16 protein-coding genes and 1 rRNA gene are annotated in these 17,777 nt (G+C 28.7%); 6 read left to right on the top strand and 11 right to left on the bottom strand.

Going from position 1 to position 17,777, the window contains the following annotated elements:
* Positions 1-362, bottom strand: a 16S ribosomal RNA gene (locus IR152_RS14160); the annotation flags it as partial.
* Between the two features lie 345 nt (positions 363-707).
* Here IR152_RS14160 and pdaA point away from each other — a divergent pair.
* On the top strand, positions 708-1,646 hold the full coding sequence (gene pdaA, locus IR152_RS14165; RefSeq protein ID WP_227452588.1) for a delta-lactam-biosynthetic de-N-acetylase: 939 nt from the start codon (positions 708-710) through the stop codon (positions 1,644-1,646).
* 357 nt (positions 1,647-2,003) lie between these two features.
* On the opposite strand, the gene IR152_RS14170 is transcribed toward pdaA, so the two are convergent.
* From IR152_RS14170 to glyA, 8 genes are all read right to left on the bottom strand, one after another.
* Entirely contained in the window at positions 2,004-3,377 is a 1,374-nt protein-coding gene (locus IR152_RS14170) for a hypothetical protein (RefSeq protein WP_227452589.1), read from the bottom strand.
* Positions 3,378-3,488: 111 nt separating this feature from the next.
* The gene (locus IR152_RS14175; RefSeq protein ID WP_227452590.1) at positions 3,489-4,811 is read right to left on the bottom strand and encodes a sensor histidine kinase; all 1,323 of its coding nucleotides are present in this window, start codon (positions 4,809-4,811) and stop codon (positions 3,489-3,491) included.
* Positions 4,804-4,902 (bottom strand): winged helix-turn-helix domain-containing protein, encoded by a 99-nt coding sequence (locus tag IR152_RS20495; protein WP_413927506.1) that lies wholly within the window; start codon positions 4,900-4,902, stop codon positions 4,804-4,806. The genes IR152_RS14175 and IR152_RS20495 overlap by 8 nt, the downstream gene beginning before the upstream one ends.
* Before the next feature lie 27 nt (positions 4,903-4,929).
* On the bottom strand, positions 4,930-5,508 hold the full coding sequence (locus IR152_RS14180) for a response regulator transcription factor (protein WP_413927507.1): 579 nt from the start codon (positions 5,506-5,508) through the stop codon (positions 4,930-4,932).
* A 182-nt stretch (positions 5,509-5,690) separates the two neighbouring features.
* Positions 5,691-6,755 (bottom strand): lysylphosphatidylglycerol synthase transmembrane domain-containing protein, encoded by a 1,065-nt coding sequence (locus tag IR152_RS14185; RefSeq protein ID WP_227452591.1) that lies wholly within the window; start codon positions 6,753-6,755, stop codon positions 5,691-5,693.
* A 2-nt stretch (positions 6,756-6,757) separates the two neighbouring features.
* Complete coding sequence (locus IR152_RS14190; RefSeq protein ID WP_227452592.1) at positions 6,758-7,456, bottom strand: polysaccharide deacetylase family protein; 699 nt, start codon at positions 7,454-7,456, stop codon at positions 6,758-6,760.
* Positions 7,447-8,544, bottom strand: coding sequence for an MGDG synthase family glycosyltransferase (locus IR152_RS14195; protein ID WP_227452593.1), 1,098 nt, complete (start codon positions 8,542-8,544; stop codon positions 7,447-7,449). The genes IR152_RS14190 and IR152_RS14195 overlap by 10 nt, the downstream gene beginning before the upstream one ends.
* A gap of 318 nt (positions 8,545-8,862) precedes the next feature.
* Complete coding sequence (glyA, locus tag IR152_RS14200; protein ID WP_227452594.1) at positions 8,863-10,107, bottom strand: serine hydroxymethyltransferase; 1,245 nt, start codon at positions 10,105-10,107, stop codon at positions 8,863-8,865.
* 327 nt (positions 10,108-10,434) lie between these two features.
* Between glyA and IR152_RS14205 the strand changes: the two genes are divergently transcribed.
* Both IR152_RS14205 and IR152_RS14210 read left to right on the top strand, forming a co-directional pair.
* Complete coding sequence (locus tag IR152_RS14205) at positions 10,435-11,223, top strand: threonine/serine exporter family protein (RefSeq protein ID WP_227452595.1); 789 nt, start codon at positions 10,435-10,437, stop codon at positions 11,221-11,223.
* On the top strand, positions 11,223-11,696 hold the full coding sequence (locus IR152_RS14210; protein ID WP_227452596.1) for a threonine/serine exporter family protein: 474 nt from the start codon (positions 11,223-11,225) through the stop codon (positions 11,694-11,696). The genes IR152_RS14205 and IR152_RS14210 overlap by 1 nt, the downstream gene beginning before the upstream one ends.
* 84 nt (positions 11,697-11,780) lie before the next feature.
* Here the strand turns inward: IR152_RS14210 and IR152_RS14215 are convergent, their stop codons facing one another.
* The gene (locus tag IR152_RS14215) at positions 11,781-12,221 is read right to left on the bottom strand and encodes a SoxR reducing system RseC family protein (protein WP_227452597.1); all 441 of its coding nucleotides are present in this window, start codon (positions 12,219-12,221) and stop codon (positions 11,781-11,783) included.
* Between the two features lie 14 nt (positions 12,222-12,235).
* Positions 12,236-12,529, bottom strand: coding sequence for a metal-sensitive transcriptional regulator (locus tag IR152_RS14220; RefSeq protein ID WP_227452598.1), 294 nt, complete (start codon positions 12,527-12,529; stop codon positions 12,236-12,238).
* A gap of 266 nt (positions 12,530-12,795) precedes the next feature.
* Here IR152_RS14220 and IR152_RS14225 point away from each other — a divergent pair, with 266 nt between their 5' ends.
* The 3 genes from IR152_RS14225 (at position 12,796) to nhaC (ending at position 17,775) form a co-directional block, all read left to right on the top strand.
* Entirely contained in the window at positions 12,796-14,916 is a 2,121-nt protein-coding gene (locus IR152_RS14225; RefSeq protein ID WP_227452599.1) for a sigma-54 interaction domain-containing protein, read from the top strand.
* A 225-nt stretch (positions 14,917-15,141) separates the two neighbouring features.
* Positions 15,142-16,308 carry a MalY/PatB family protein gene (locus IR152_RS14230; protein ID WP_227452600.1) on the top strand — a complete coding sequence of 389 codons (1,167 nt, stop codon included), beginning with the start codon at positions 15,142-15,144 and terminating at the stop codon, positions 16,306-16,308.
* Between the two features lie 24 nt (positions 16,309-16,332).
* Positions 16,333-17,775, top strand: a complete 1,443-nt coding sequence (nhaC, locus tag IR152_RS14235; protein ID WP_227452601.1) for a Na+/H+ antiporter NhaC — start codon at positions 16,333-16,335, stop codon at positions 17,773-17,775.
* The last annotated feature ends 2 nt before the right edge of the window (positions 17,776-17,777 follow it).

Consider the following 17,777-nt stretch of genomic DNA (forward strand, 5'->3'; position numbering starts at 1 on the left):
ATTGTGCAATATTCCCCACTGCTGCCTCCCGTAGGAGTTTGGACCGTGTCTCAGTTCCAATGTGGCCGATCACCCTCTCAGGTCGGCTACTGATCGTCGCCTTGGTAAGCCGTTACCTTACCAACTAGCTAATCAGACGCGGGTCCATCCTGTACTGGCTCACCTTTGATATTCAAGAGATGCCTCTCAAATATGTTATCCCGTATTAGCATACCTTTCGGTATGTTATCCGTGTGTACAGGGTAGGTTACCCACGCGTTACTCACCCGTCCGCCGCTCTTTACCTAAGTAAATCGCTCAACTTGCATGTGTTAGGCACGCCGCCAGCGTTCATCCTGAGCCAGGATCAAACTCTCAAATAAAAGTTTATCAGGCTCAGATACTATTGTTATCAAAATATCTGGCTTTATGGTTTGTTTCTTGTTTATAAATTAACCTACTGTTTAATTTTCAAAGTTCATTTCATTCAATTAACTTCTTTGTGCTTATCATTTTGTTACTTCTTATTGAGCACATTTACTATAATAACACCTTCTCACAGTATGGTCAACTACTTTTTTTATTTTTTTATTTTTTTATTTATTGATTATTCATAATTTATCATACTATTGTGACTTTATTTTTAAAGATGTAACTATTATTAATAATAGTTTACAATTATAATAATACTATATGTAATTGTTATTAATTCAGAAAGGAGCTTCAAAATGTTTAGAAAGGTATTATATTTTTTAACACTACTTTTTATATCTATTTTTTTTATTGTTGGATGTTCAAATTCACAAAGCAAGCAAAACACAAATCGAAATAATGAAACACAATTACAAGAAGATACTAAAAAAATAGATAGTGATAAGGATACTTCCAATGTGGTCGTTTCAGACGGAACAGATAAACCATCAAAAAACACTAATAATAATGATAATAACAAACTAGATGTATCCTCTTTAGATAACACTGCTCTTGATTGGTTTTATATACCAAACAATAAACATAAAACACCAGAAGTAAATACTGAGATTGGATTTAAATTTTCTGACTATGATGCTATATACAATGGACCTACAAAGGATGGTCAGAAAACATTATATCTTACATTTGATGAAGGCTATGAAAATGGATACACTTCAAAGATACTCGATATTTTAAAACAAAATCAAGTTAAAGCGGTTTTTTTTGTTACATCTCCATATATAAAAGAAAATAACGATTTAGTAAAAAGAATGGTTTCTGAAGGGCATATAGTTGGAAATCACAGTAAGACTCATCCATCTATGCCAACAAAAACAAGTAATTTAAAAAACTTTAATGATGAATTCTATGATGTTGAAAAACTATATAAAGATGTAACTGGAAAAGATATGGTTAAATTTTTTAGACCTCCTATGGGAAAATACTCAGAAAAAAGCTTGGCAATGACTAAAAATTTAGGATACAAGACTGTATTTTGGAGTTTTGCATATAGAGATTGGGATACTGAAAAACAACCATCACATGAAGAGGCAACACAAAAAATAATGGATAATCTACATGATGGTTCTATCTTGTTACTACATGCAGTTTCCAAAACTAGTACAGAAATTTTAAATGATTTTATATCAAATGCAAGAAAACTAGGATATGAATTTGAACTCTTAGAGTATTAATATTTAGAATTACACCTAAAGTCTACAAACTAGTATAGTTAATATAATATAGATGATAAAATAATAAATTAAAATTAGAGTTTTTGTTTGGTAATAGTATAGGTAAAAGAACTTGTGATGCCTTATATATGTTGGTAGGGCAAGCAATAAAATATCAGGAAATTTGGCAATATACTAAATAGATAATAGTATTTTAGATATTATATATAATATAATAAAAAATATTATTCTATTAAATAATACTAATAAAAATATCAATAAAAATAGATGTATGGCTTAGAATTAATAAAACCGTTATGATAAATTATAGCTACACATCTATTTTTAATTTGTACAATTAAAGGTTTATTTAATTTATTAAATAATAAACATTGCTACTATGGTTGTTACAACCAACCCGGTTATAACTGGAACAAAATTTCGCTTTGCCAATTCTATTGGACTAACTCCACAAATTGCGGCTGCTGAAATAAGCCCCCAAGGAACTAGACATCCTCCACCTACCCATATACCACTGATTTGTCCTAATGCAGCTAATGCACCAACACTTGCATTGATAGCAGTTCCAAATACAGAGGCAAGTGAACCAACTAATGAAATTCCAGAAAATCCAGAACCATCAAGCCCAGTTATTGCACCTACTACAGTTTCTATACCTGATACAGCAAATTTATTAAGTGGTATTGTTTGAGAAAGAGCTATACCTATATCAGATAATAAACCTTGTGAACCTGGTGCTAATACTTTTCCAAATACACCTGTCAAAGGTGCAACTTCACCCATATAGAAAAATGCTGCTATTGGTATAATTGCCCCAAATATTTTTATACCAAATACAAAACCATCTATTATATTCTCACATACATTTTCAAAACTACCTTTACCAAAATTTATAGTATTTATAATGATTATTAAAAATACTGCTGTTCCACCCAAAAGAGCTGATGCATCCCCTCCTTTTAGGTCAAACACATACATAGCAATTATATCAGCGAGAAATCCTAAAGCTACTAAAATAGTTGCTATTTTAGATTTTCCATTAAACTCTTCTACTTCTTCCCTTTCAAAACCTTTTAGTTCTTCTCTAAACATGCCTTTGTTAATGTCTCTTTTCAATGTATAAAATGCCATAGATATGGTTACTATTCCCATAACCCAAAACAAAATCATACCATCATTTATAACATATGATACTGCAACTCCTGCTGCCCCAGCTGTTATACTTGGAGCTCCTTGAATAACAAAGTCTGTAGACAAGGCAAGACCATGACCAAATAAATTTAATGCTACTGCAACACCAATTGCTGGTAATCCAGCTCTCATAGCAACAGGTAAAAATACAGCTCCAACTAAGGCGACAGCTGGAGTTGGCCAGAAAAACCAAGAAAGAACTAACATAACAAATCCAGTTACAAAAAATGCTGTATTAGAATTTTTTATAACCCTCGAAAACGGTCTTACCATATACTGTATAGCATTATTAGCTTCTAAAGCTTTAGATAGAGCAACCATAATAGCTATAATTAAAATAATTGGTCCCAATTCATTTAAAGATATAATAAAAGAGTTAAATACTGCTGTTATAGCACCAAAAATATTTTTTTCAAAGAACAAGCCCATAAAAAAAACACCTAATATACATGGTACTATTGTATCCTTTTTCATAATCATAGTAATTAATATAATTACCATAAATAGAATGTAAATATAATGTGCTCCTGTCAAAACCATATTATTATGTCCCCTTTTTTTAAGATAATAATATTATATGGTCTTGTAAGTAAACTTGTTACTTGCTTACAGGTACACAATAGTCAATTACACAATATACAATTTAAATTTTTATGATTCTTTTACTGGAATAGATATTTCAATAGAAAATTCTTTATCATCTGAACTTACATTTATACTTCCATTGTGATATGCAACTATTTTCTCACAATTCTTTATACCAATTCCAAAACTTTCTACATTCTTAGAAAAGTTGCTTACTCTATTTTTTTGTATAATTAATAATTTAGAATCTTCCACTTTAATTAAAAATAATACAGACTTATCTCTCCTAGCATATTTTATTATATTAGAACATAAATTATCAAATATTCTTCTAAATTGTGTAACATCTACATAAATATGATATTGGTTATAAAGCTCATTCTCTATTGTTATATGAAATCCCTTCTCCTCCAATGTATATGAACTATCTAAAAGCAATTGAAAAATAAATTCATTAGCATTTATTTTTTCATACCCTTTTGAAACTTCCTCTCCAGAATTAACAAAATGGGTAAAAAGGTCATCTGTTAAGTCTTTTATTTGATATGCTTTAGACCTTACATTTTTTATGTATTGTTCCAATTGTTCAGGACTATTATATTTATGGTCTTTAATTAAATCTAAATAACAAATTACTGATGTTAATGGAGTTCTAACATCGTGTGATATTGAAGTTACTATATCTTTATTTTTATTCTTCATCTCTCTTTCTTTTATAAGTTGATTCTCCAATGTATGACTCATCTCATTAATACTAGATGCAAGTGATGATAATTCATCATTACCTTTTACTGGAATTCTATACTTTAAACTACCACTCTCTACTATCTTTATACCCATTTCTATTTTTCTTAGATATTTTATCTTTCTACTAAACAATAGTAAGAATGTTATAATAAATGTAAGCGCCATGAATGTAATAGAAATTGCTTCTATAAAATTTTGAAATCTAAATCTAAACAAAGCTACTACAATTATATTAGTTTTAATATCAGAAAATTGTATCTCATAACTTCTAGCCATGGGGCTACTATAAAATTCATTTTCCTCACTCTTATCAGGCACTTCATTAGGATAGTACAATGTATCATAAAAAACCTTATTTCCTTTATATATCTTCATAGAAACAAACCAATTATCACCATTCCATTTTGCTATATCGTCTCCATCATCTGAACTTATACCATTGTCATTCACATAAATTTGGAAATTATCCATAAGTTGGTCTACTTCTTTTTTAAAATACACTTTTCCTTCTGATACATCTTTTACTATAGATTCAACAGCAGAGTAAAATGGTATATTTAAAATGAAAGCCACTGCAGCTGAGATTACTACATATATCAATAGTATAACTCCCAACTTTGATGGCTTAATTTTGCTAATCAATATAATACCCCTTTCCCCATGCAGTTTTTATATATTGCGGATTTTTTTGGTCTTTTTCTAATTTTTTTCTTAAATTTCTAATATGAACCATTATTGTATTATTTGCTGTATAAAAATACTACTCATCCCAAATAGTTTCATATAAATTTTCAGATGAAAAAACTTTTTTTCTATTTTTCAACATAAGAACTAATATACTATATTCTATAGTTGTCAAAAACACAGCTTCCCCATTTAGTGTAACGTCTTGAGTATCTAAATTTACACATAATTCTTTTGTTTTTAATATGTTTACCTCTCTTTCCTTTTCCTTTCCCTGATATATATAATAACGTCTAAGTAGTGACTTAACTCTTGAAATTAATTCAGAATATGAAAAAGGCTTTGATAAATAGTCATCTCCTCCTGCTGAAAATCCAATAACCTTATCAGAATCTTGAGTTTTTGCAGTCAAAAATAATATTGGAGCTGTCGTTTTTTCTCTAATTTCATTACATGCAACAAACCCAGTCTTTACAGGCATAACAACATCCAAAATAATTAAATCAATCGTACTATCTACTAAGTTTACAGCTTCCTCTCCGTTCGTTGCCATAATAACTTCATAACCTTCACCAGTTAAAAGTATTTCTACGATTTCCCTAATCTCAGGATTATCATCAGCTACTAAAATTTTTTTTGGAATCTCTTTATTCATCGCTAAGCTCCTTTTTTTGCTATATTTCTTAAATATTTCAAACTATATAAAATATTATACTTTATTAGCAAAAGCTTAGCAATGTCATACATTTTAATACTTTCTACACTTGTAAACATATTTAAAATTCAATTAAAATGTATACACAAATTGATATATTAATAAAAATAATCTACATAATATTATCTTATATAAGCAACTTTTTTTACTGATTTTACTCTTTCAGAAGATTTTACATGTACTACAATACATATCAATCCACTTATAGCTACAAATGCATAAAAACTTATTCCTCTACTAAGTAACATCGCTGGCACTAGTAAATTGCCTGGGAAAAATATCTTAAATAATGTCATAAAACTATTTTCAGAAGCCCCAACAGCTCCTGGTAATGGTAGTGATGAAACAGCAATATTAAGTAGTGATTGTATTGCTAATATCTCAAATACAGTATATGTTGACAGATGGAAAGCTTTGTATACAAAGAACGGTACTAAAAACATAGCTGTTATTTGTATAATGGTTATGCCTAAAATTTGTATTACAAGCTTTGGATTCTGCTTTATATATTGAGCTCCTTTTATATACTCTTCAATTTGAGAAGTTATAACTTTTCTAGCTCCTTCAACATCTTTTATTACTCTTAGCTTACCTAATAAGTTTGTTATTGATATTATAAAATTATTTACCAATTTTTTTGAAAATATAATTGCAATTACTCCAATTACAAGAGCAAAATTCGTTATTACACCATATATTAGTAAAATATTCATTCCACTTACGTTGTTTAGTATAAATTCACGCTCCATAATGAACATTATTCCGCTATATGCCAATATAACTACTTGATGAATAACAACAATAACTAATAGTATAAGTGAAGAATAAGAAATATTTATATCGTCTTTTTTCATATAATAAACTTGTGCTGGTTGACCTCCTGATGCTGAAGGTGTAATTGAACTAAAATAGAATCCAATAAAAGCATATCCCATACATTTTAAAATAGTTGTTTTTTGCTTTAACGCTTTTATACCTAAATATATATTTATACCTTCACAAGCAACATATATAATCATCATCGCAAATCCAATTAGTATAAACATAGGACTTGCACCTTTTAATGATTCTATTAATGATTCAATTGATTGTCCTCTAAAAACAAAATATCCTGTTATGCCCATTAGTAAAACTAAAAAAGCTACACTACCTAGGCATTTATTTTTCTTTTCAGTTTTACTTATCATAACTACATCCTTTCTGGTGTTACAAATTTAAAACCACTATCTTTAAGTTTTGGAATGGCTATTTTCAAAGCTTCAATAGTACGTTCAGGTGCATCTACTGCACCTCCTGAATTTTCACCCGCATCATGCAGGCAAATTATAGAATTTTCTTTTGTTCTACTCATCAACTTGTTTATAATAATCTCTACAGTACTATCTTTACTCCAATCTTCTGCCATTACATCCCATAAGGTCATTTTTAGATTATATTTTTTAACAAAGTAGTTTGAAAATATATTAGTATGCCCCCACGGTGGACGATAATAGTTTATATCTACACCTAAATTTTTTATTATATTTACACTTTCCATAAAATCTTTTTTAACATAATTGTAACTGTAAAGCCATGCATTTTTATGTTCCAATGAATGTAAACCGACTATGTGATTTTCTCTTAACATTCTTTTTATAATTTCAGGCTCTTTTTCAGCATTCTTTGCAACCACAAAAAACATGGCTTGTATATTATTTTCTTTCAGCACATCTAGTAATTTTTCTGTATATCTCTTATCTGGTCCATCATCAAATGTAAGTGCAATTTCATTTTCTCCAGTCATATTCTTTAATACCTCTTTATTTAATAGTTTATTATAGTATGTAGGTATAATTGAATGGGCTAAAAAAATCAATGCAACAAATATAATTAAACCTACTACATACATTCTCTACACGCTCCTTGTTCATCAAATGAAAATAAAATATTTTCTAAGGTATTATTATCAAACTGTTTTTTTAATTCTTTCATATTGCCACTCATTTCTTTGAGAGTAGCATCATCATAAATTAAATCTTTTATCTCATCTACATAGTATTTTTTATTTTTACCAAGTATTCTCCCAATCTCATTATTTAATATAAAACCAGCATTATCCATTTCTTGTTGTAAAAATGGATTAAATGCTAATATTGGAAGTTCTGAATAAATAGTCTCAAATAGTGTTATTCCACCTGGTTTAGAAATAATAAGGTTAGCATTTTTCATATATTTATATACTTCATTAGTGTAACCTACTACCTCTATATTTTCATATCTACCACATAGTTTATAGTACATTTTTTTATTATTACCAGTTATTACAGTAGTTTTTACTCCTTCTAAATCATTTAACTCTCTGTAAAATTGTTCTGATTTAGGTAGTAATCCTAATCCTCCACCCATTATGAGAATATTTTTTTTAGTTGAATGATTTATATGTCCTATTCTTTTAAATTCTTTTTTTACTGGAATACCATTAACTTTAACCTTAGTTTCATCTATTCCCTTAAAAACAAGTTCTTCCTTAGTAGATTTACTAGCTACTAAATAACAATCTGTATTTTTACTAATCCATTCTGAGTGACTACTTATATCTGTTATACATGTTATCAAAGGAAGATTTGAATTGTACTTTTCCTTATATCTTGATACTAGTTGAGAACAGAATGGAAAAGTTGAAATAACTACTGTTGGTTGTACTTCATTAAGTAAATTATCTAATTTAGTTAAAAAATAATCTGAAAAAGTAAATTTTATATCTTTCTTTCCATTTTCAGTACATTTATAAAACAAATTATAAAGACTACTTCCCCGATTTACAAGAATAGAAAATGTCTTGTACATTTTCTCTGAATAGTTAGGCATAATGTATTCAAATATATCTTTAATTATTATTTCTGAATTGTTAAATTTTGCTTTTATATCTTCACTTAAAGAATTTGAGGCTGAGTAATGACCCATACCAAATTTTCCTGTAAGAATTAATACTTTCATAAGATTCCCTCCTCATTAAAGTCTTTCTTTTCCTCTAATTACTATATTTATAAGTATAGACTTTAAATCTTTAGAAAAACCTAGTATAATTCTTAAGAAATCTTAAAGTTTTAATTAAAAAACACAAAGGCTCTGTCTCAAGATAAGCATATTTTTCATTATTGAAATGATGAAAATATATTTGATTTCATACAAAAAAGAGTGCCTCATGAACTAAAAAGTTCATTTTGAGACACCTTCTTTATATCTATATATATTCAAATACATACACAATCATTGTAATTATTTAAATACATTTTACTTAATTATTCTTTATAATTAATCCATAATATTATATTCTTCATATAAAGGATACTTTTCAGTTAAACCAACAACCAATGTTCTAGCCTTAGATTCTTCATCATAAGTTAAACATAGGTCTATAGCCTCAGCAATTACCGCCATATCTTCTTCTTTCATACCTCTAGTAGTTACAGCTGGAGTACCAAGTCTTATTCCACTTGTAACAAGAGCACCATTTGGGTCAAATGGAATTGTATTTTTATTAGCTGTTATATAAGCATCATCCAATCTTTTTTCTGCTGCTTTACCAGTTATGTTTTTATTAGTTAAATCTAATAGTATTAAATGATTATCTGTACCCCCAGAAATCAATTTAAAATCTCTTTTAATAAGTTCTTCAGCTAAAGCTTTTGCATTTTTAGCAACTTGTATTTGATACTTTTTAAACTCCTCACTTAAAGCTTCTTTAAAACAAACTGCTTTAGATGCAATTATATGCTCAAGAGGTCCACCTTGAGTCCCAGGGAATATTGCTTTGTCTATAGCTTTAGCATATTTTTCTTTACAAAGAATAACACCTCCACGAGGTCCTCTTAAAGTTTTGTGAGTTGTTGTTGTAACAAAATCAGCCACTTCACATGGATTTTGGTGAAGACCAGCAGCCACAAGACCTGCTATATGAGCCATATCTACCATAAGCAATGCTCCAACCTCATCAGCTATCTCTCTAAACTTTTTAAAATCTATCTCTCTAGGATACGCGCTTGCTCCTGCAACTATCATTTTAGGTTTTACTTCATGTGCTATCTTTCTAACTTCATCAAAATCTATAAGTCCACTGTCTTTATCTATACCATATTCATAAAATTTATAATATTGACCAGAAATATTAACTGGAGCACCATGAGTTAAATGCCCACCTTGAGATAAATTCATTCCCATAACAACATCACCTGGTTTTAGCATAGCAAAATATACGCCAATATTTGCATTTGCTCCAGAGTGAGGTTGAACATTAGCATGTTCTGCTTTAAATATTTTTTTGATTCTATCTATTGCAAGAGTTTCAACTTCATCTATATATTCACATCCACCATAATATCTTTTGCCTGAGTAACCTTCTGCATACTTATTTGTAAGATGACTTCCCATAGTTTCCATTACTGGAACTGATACTATATTTTCAGATGCTATTAATTCAATATTTCTTTGCTGTCTTTTTAACTCTCTTTTCATACTTTCATAAATCTCAGGATCTGCTTTTTTCAAGTTCTCAAACATATTACTCCTCCTAGTTATTATTCAAATTTTATTTTTACAGATATTTCATAATTTTCGTTTTTATCAATATGATAATTTATTATTATAGTCCTTTACTAACTAATAGTCAAGTGTTTTCCTATTTTTCCATATTTAATATAGTTATTTTCTTTATTTTTAAGTTAAAATATAATAAATAATATTGTCTAATTCTTTTAATTGGATATAATTTAAATGTGACTATTTTGAAATAAAAAAAAGATAATATATTTATATATATATTAAGGAATATTACTTAAAAATTTGATATAATTTCAATATTACGTTTTTTAATTTGGAGGTGAATTTATGAATCAAAATGAGGAACTTGAATATAAGAAAAATATTCTAAAATTAGCTCTGTTTGTAGGGGAACTTATGATAAAAAATGGAGCTGAAACATCTAGGGTTGAAGACAGTGTCCTTAGAATATGCAGGTCAAGAGGATTTTATCATGTAAATATTTTTACAACTCCTACAGTAATAATTATTTCAGATGAAAAATTTGATGGCTTTTCGTTTATGAAAACGATTCAATCAAGAGGTATAAACTTAAATAAGATTTCTTTATTAAACAGTTTTTCTCGAGAATTTGTTAGTGACAAAGAGTATGATATTGATAATGCCATTGCACGTCTTTATGAAATCCAAGATGTAAAACCTTATCCTTTATGGTTATTTTACTCTTGTACAGGAATTGCATCTGCTTGTTTTGCTTGTTTGCTTGGAGGGAATTATGTATTAAATTTTATACTTACGTTTATAATAGCAATCTTTGCTGCAATTACTTATGATAAAACGATGAAGATAAGTGCTATATCTGCGTTTTCCTGTTTAGTATCTTCTTTTTTAATTGCACTTTCAGGAGTTCTACTAGTTGAAATCGGCATTTTAGACGACCCTAAAATGCTTATAGTTGGTGCCATAATGCCACTACTCCCAGGAGTTGCTTTTATAAAAGCCATTAGAGATTTAATTTCAGGTAATTTAATATCAGGAATTTCTCGTGCTTTTGATGCTTCTATGATTATTATTGCAATTGCTTCTGGAGTTGGTTTTGTTCTTGATACATGGTATAGAATTGGAGGTCCTTTCTAATGACTGATATGTCGATGATTTTACATTTTTTATTTTCAGGCATTGCAACTGCTGGATTTGCTGTTTTCTTTAATGCCCCACTTTATCTACTTCTTCCAGCTGGAATAACTGGAGGAGTTGGTTGGATTGTGTATGTTTATTTATTTAATTTTACCACAAATGCAGTTTTGGCAGGTTTTATAGCTGCTGCTTTGGTTTCTGCATGTAGTGAGACTTTGGCTAGAAAACTAAAGCAACCAGCTATTGTGTTCGTAATTCCAGGTATTCTTCCTCTAATACCAGGAATTGGACTATACAATACAATGTTATCTTTGATTCAGAAGAATTATTCTCTGGCTATGTCAAAAGGTACAGATGCACTATTTCTAAGTGCTGCAATATCACTTGGTGTATTAGTTGTAACTTCTCTTGTAAGAACATTGAACCTTTTAAAAATCAGAAAAAACTTTATTCCTTACAGAAAATCAAAATAAAAATATAAAAATAGCAATGTACTAAAACTTTGCAAATACACATTGAGTATTTATCCAAAAGGTACATTGCTATTTTTAATTATTTTAAAGGTCAATTAATATTCTTGTTATTACTGGTATAAACTCTCTACTATCTCTGAATTTTTTGTCATTCTTCTTTAAGTACAAATAACAAAGCATTGTAAGGCAAATTCCAACTAGTCCACTTACGGCTTCAACCCCAGTTGTCATCCCAATTGCCCCCAATATATAATAAGTCCCTATTGTTCCAACAAGAAGTGCTATAAGAGGTATTATATAGGCCATTACAGCTGCTTTTAATACATTCATATTATCCATACTCACTTCTACATGGTCACCAACTTTTGCACCAATTGTGTTATCTACTTCTACTAATATTTCTTTTGACTCTGCTGAATTTGTAGTAGCACATTTTCCACAAGCAGCACAAGCTGAATGTCTTTGCATTTTTAATTTTGCAGTTTTATCATCAACAATTTCCATAATAAATCCTTGTTGATTCATAACTAACCGCCTCCTTATTTTGTAAATTTATTTATAGTATCCATAAGTTCTTTTATCATCTCTTCAGTTTGCTCACCATCATCATGCTTGATACTTTCTGCTACACATCCTTTTATATGATTCTCCAAGATAATTGTGCCTACTCTGTTTATAGCAGACCTTATAGCAGATATTTGAACCAATATATCAACACAATAACGTTCTTGTTCTACCATCTTTTGTATACCCTTAACTTGACCTTCTATTCTCTTTAATCTTTTTATGAGAGCTTCTATCTCATTGTTTTGTGCTAGTTTTCTCTCTTCCATAAATTCACCTCATACTCTAATAATGTCTTATACAAATATGCTATACTTACCAACTTGTTTAAAAACTTTGCCTAAATTATTATATGCTCTAATACTATTATACCAAATAGATACAAAAAACAAAAATAAAAGGAATAATTTTAGCTATTTCTTTTACTTCAATGTGTAGTCTATAATAAATTTATAATAACAATTAAATAATATTATTTAATTCAATTTAATTGTTATATAATCTAAAATAAGTCAAATTTATATGAGAGGTCAAAATGAAACAAATGGAATTAGCTATTGTAAGTTTAAAAAAAGATGCTGGAGAAATTTATGAAAACCAAATAAGACAATTCTTAGGTGATAATCTAAAAATAAACTTATACTCATTTGAAGAGGGAAATTTAAAGTTTTTTAAAGAAAAACTGATACTCCTATCTGCTTATTTAAAGTATGATGAAATAGTAAAATTATCTCACTATGATGCTCAAATTATTGTTCCTAAGTTAACATTTGAAAAGAACAGTATTGATATGATATCTAAATTAGAAAAAGATAAAATTATTTATGTATATAACTTAAGTAAGGATATGGCAATAGAAACAATTTCTTTAATACATAGACTAGGAATAGATAATATCAATATCTTGCCTTGCTATCCAGAGATTGAATTTACTCCCACAGATGCTGTAATCCTGACTCCTGGTGAAAAAATATTACCTAAATTTAAAAATTGTGAAGTTATAGACTTAAAATACAGAATAATAGATTTAAGTTGTATTGTTGAAATTGCTACAAAAACTAAACTAAAACATCTAATAAAGGATGACTTAATAAAAAAATACGTTGAGAAAATAATTCCTACAAGTTATAGTACAGGCGAATTATTATTAGATGCAAATAAATTTGAAAGACAGTTTGATTTATTATTATCTATAATTGATGATGGAATTATATGCACAAATAATTATGGGATAATTCAATTCTATAACCATATGGCTAGAAAAATTTTATCTATAAATGCAAATGAAATGATTGACTCATTCATTGGTGATTGTATAAAGGACATCAATTTCCAAAACATATTGACCAATAAAACTCCATTTTTTGAGAAATTGATTAAAATAAATCATATTGATATAAATTTAGAGATTAAACACATACAATTAAATGTATTTGATGGATTTATACTAAAGATGACAAGGTTCTCTCAATTAGAAAAAAAGCAAGCTAAGTTAAGAGCACAATTGGTAAACTCTGGTAATATCAGTAAATATACATTTGATGACATATTAGGTTCTAGTATACAAACTATTAATACAAAAAAAATTGCTAATAAAATGGCTCAATCAAACTCATCTATTTTGATAATTGGTGAAAGTGGTACTGGTAAAGAATTATTTGCTCAATCCATTCATAGTGCTTCTAGGAGAAAAGATGGACCTTTTGTAGCAGTAAATTGTAGTACTTTTCAAGAAAATCTACTGCAAAGTGAATTATTTGGCTACGATGAAGGTGCTTTTACTGGTGCTAAAAAAGGTGGAAAAATTGGTTTATTTGAATTAGCTAACAATGGAACTATATTTTTAGATGAAATTGGAGAAATGGATTTAAACTCTCAATCTAAATTACTGAGAGTCATACAAGAAAAACAAGTAAGACGTATTGGTTCTAATAATGTCATTGATATTGATGTAAGAATAATTGCAGCTACTAATAGAAATTTAAAGGAACTTGTATCTAGAAATATGTTTAGAAGAGATTTATATTTTAGGTTGAATGTTCTTCCTCTTAAAATACATCCTCTTAGAGAAAGACCTGTTGATATATTTGAAATTTTTGGCTCATTAAAATATGATATTCCATGTAATTTTAGTCTAAGTGAAGAAGTAAAAGAAATCTTTAAAATGTATAAATGGGAAGGAAATGTAAGAGAATTAAGAAACTTAGGAGAATACTTCTGTTACTTGGGAAAAGATATTATAGAAATATGTGATTTGCCTGAGTACATATTGGATACCATAGATTCAAATTATAGCAGAACTATCTGTAATAAAGTGACTGATAATATAGGAAAGTACCAATTCAACATTAACAAAGAAAAAAACTTTATAAAACACGACTATAATTTTAAAAGGTCTCTAGATGAATACATATTTATATTGGATAATTTAAAAAAAGCTTATGATTTAAAAGAAAGAATTGGCAGAAAAAGCTTATATAAAATAGCTTTAGAGGAAAATAGATTTTTGACGGAACAACAGATTAGAAATATACTTCTAGAATTACAAGACTTTGGACTTGTTGACATACTTGTTGGTCGTGGTGGCTCAATTATAACACCAAAAGGAGTTGAATTTCTAAAAAATATAAATAGGTCTAACAAGTTAAACAGTTGAACCATTTAAACCTATTTAATTACATTTTCATATATCTGAAAATTTATTAGAAATAACCTTTTCCACAAACTTCTAAATATAGTTAATATTTTTATCTTATCTATACTCTGGAATTACTTAGTATTACATATTAACTTATGGATAAATATTTTTTATTATCAATCTTGGCATGTTGTTTGCTTAATATTATTAACATAAAATTTAAAATTACTGGAGGTTTTTATAATGAATTATAATTTTAACGAAATTGTTGATAGAAGCAATAATTTTTCATCTAAATGGTCAGAGATGGAAAAAAAGTATGGAACTAATGATTTGCTTCCTATGTGGGTAGCTGACATGGATTTTAAAGCCGCACCTTGTATAATTGATTCCTTAAGAAATAGACTGGAACAAGAGATTTATGGCTATACAACAAGACCAGATTCTTACAATGAATCTATAGTGAATTGGCTAGATAGAAGACATAATTGGAAAATAAAAAGTGAGTGGTTAATTTATAGTCCAGGTGTAATACCAGCCATAAGTCTTTTAATAAACGAACTTACAAAAGAAAACGATAAAATAATGATACAAGAACCAGTTTACAGCCCTTTTAATAGTGTTGTAAAAAATAATAGTAGAGAATTGGTTATAAGCCCATTACAAAAACTAGAAGATGGAAACTATGTAATGAATTATGAAGACATTGAAAACAAAATTAAAGATGTAAAATTATTCATACTTTGTAATCCCCACAATCCAGTTGGTAGAGTATGGACAAAAGATGAATTAAAAAAACTAGGAGATATTTGCCTTAAGCATAATGTAAAAATAATATCTGATGAAATACACAGTGACATTATATTAAAAAAACATAAACACATTCCTATGGCATCTATTTCTAAAGAATTTGAAAAAAATACAATTACTTGTATGGCTCCAACTAAAACTTTTAATATAGCTGGTCTGCAATCATCATATGTAGTACTACCAGATGAAAAAGACTATAAATTGTTAGACGATGCCTTTACTAGAATTGATATAAAGAGAAATAATTGCTTTAGCTTAGTTGCAACAGAAGCTTCATATAATAATGGTGAACCTTGGTTAGAATCATTTTTGGAATATTTAGAATCTAACATAGATTTTGCTATAAAATATATAAATGAAAATATGCCAAAACTTAAAGTTAGAAAACCAGAAGGTACTTATTTATTATGGGTAGACTTTAGTGCACTTGGATTAAGTGATGAAGAACTAGAAAGTATACTTGTAAAAAAGGGGAAGGTTGCTTTAAATCAAGGAAACAGTTTTGGCATTGGAGGGAGTGGGTATCAAAGAATAAACTTAGCTTGTCCAAGAAGTATGCTTGAAGAAGCTCTTATAAGAATAAAAAATGCAATTAACTAAAAATATTTAAGGAGAATTTGTACTATGAAAATGGATACAGAAAGAAAAATACCTTCATTTAGATATTCCTTGTTAGTAATGCTTGCAATAATAGCTTTAACATCAGTTGGTATAGTTGTATTTAATGCTTCTATAACTACAATGTTTTTACTTTCATGGCTTATAGTAGTTCCTGCAGCTATGAAGCTTGGTTATACTAATGATGAAATAGAAGCTTTTGGATTTGAAGTTGGTAAAGATGCCTTTCAATCAAATTTAATTATACTTTCTGTTGGTGTACTAATAGCAGCTTGGATAGCTGCTGGTACAATACCAACAGTAGTATATAGTGGTCTAACAATAATAACACCTAAATATTTTCTACTTACAACATTAATAGTCTGTTCACTGACTTCTGTTGCTACTGGTACATCTTGGGGTACTCTTGGAACTTCTGGTATAGCAATGATGAGTATTGGTACTAGCATGGGTATTCCTCTTGGTTTAACAGCTGGTGCAGTCATTTCTGGTGCTTTCTTTGGAGATAAGATGTCACCTCTATCAGATTCTACAAACTTAGCTGCAGCAGTTTGTAAGACAGACGTAATTACACATATGAAGCACATGGTTTACACAACAGGACCTGCATATGCAATATGTATAGTTCTGTATACAGTAATCGGATTCAAGTATTCAAATAATACTATCGACTATGTTCAAATAAATCAAATCAAAGATGTATTAAATTCAAACTTTCATATTGGTTTAGTAGCAATGATTCCAATATTATTTTTATTATTGCTTTTATTATTACAAAAACCACCTATTATATCTATACTAAGCTCAGCTATCATGGGACTTATTATAGCTGTATTTCAAGAAGGAGAAAAAATAGGTGATGTTTTGAATTACATGTTATCAGGATTTACTATAGATACTGGATTTGTGTATGCTGACAAACTATTAAATCGTGGTGGAATAATGAGTATGGCTGAAACCGTTTTACTAGTATTTGTAGTTTTCGTTATTGCTGGTATTCTCCAAAAAACCGGCTTCTTAGAAGTACTACTTCAACCTCTTATAACTAAAATAGGAAAATCAAGAACTAAATTGGTTGGGTCTACTTTTATAGTAAGTTACTTTGCAAATGCATTTAGTTCATCAATGATGTTTACTTCTGTATTTGTCGGAACTTTAATGTCTCCAATATATAAAGAATTTAAATTAAAACCACAAAATCTATCTAGAATTATAGAAGATACAGCTACACTTGGTGGTCCATTAATACCATGGAATTCAAATGCTGTTTTCTGTGCTCAGACTCTTGGTGTAAGCCCACTAGAATTTATTCCATATTGTTTCTTAAGTTGGATTACTCCTATAATTTCATTTATTTATGGTGTAACTGGATTTACTATGCTTACATATACAGATGATGAAATTGAAGAGTTAGAGATATTTGACACTGTTAAGAGAAGAGTTGATTGAAT

This window comes from Clostridioides sp. ES-S-0108-01, assembly GCF_020662285.1.
Classification (GTDB): Bacteria; Bacillota; Clostridia; order Peptostreptococcales; family Peptostreptococcaceae; genus Clostridioides.